Source organism: Streptomyces diacarni, from assembly GCF_003323715.1.
Classification (GTDB): Bacteria; Actinomycetota; Actinomycetes; order Streptomycetales; family Streptomycetaceae; genus Streptomyces; species Streptomyces diacarni.
The window spans coordinates 1-442 of record NZ_QOIN01000007.1; the positions used below are offsets into that span (position 1 = coordinate 1).

At 59.7% G+C, this 442-nt stretch carries 1 rRNA gene; it reads left to right on the forward strand.

From position 1 onward, the window contains the following. Nucleotides 1-90: ribosomal RNA gene (locus DTL70_RS00030) — 16S ribosomal RNA — on the forward strand; the annotation flags it as partial. Nucleotides 91-442: the final 352 nt, after the last annotated feature.

Here is a 442-nt window from a genome sequence, read left to right on the forward strand (position 1 = left end):
GGGAGGGAATCGTCGAAGGTGGGACTGGCGATTGGGACGAAGTCGTAACAAGGTAGCCGTACCGGAAGGTGCGGCTGGATCACCTCCTTTCTAAGGAGCACTCAAGCTGGTTTCGGCCGGTTCAGAGGCCATGACGTCGGCGAACGTTCGACGGTGGTTTGCTCATGGGTGGAACGTTGACTATTCGGCACTCTGGTTCAGGGTCACTAGTACTGCTTCGGCGTGGAACGTGATCTGGGAATTGGGGTGTTGGGCGCGCTGTTGGGTGTCTGAGGGTGCGGGCTGTTGCCCGCCCTTCGGTGTGCCGGTCCCAGTGAACTCGCGGGTTGTGCCTGTGGGGTGGTGGGTGGCTGGTTGTTGTTTGAGAACTGCACAGTGGACGCGAGCATCTGTGGCCAAGTTTTTAAGGGCGCACGGTGGATGCCTTGGCACCAGGAACCGA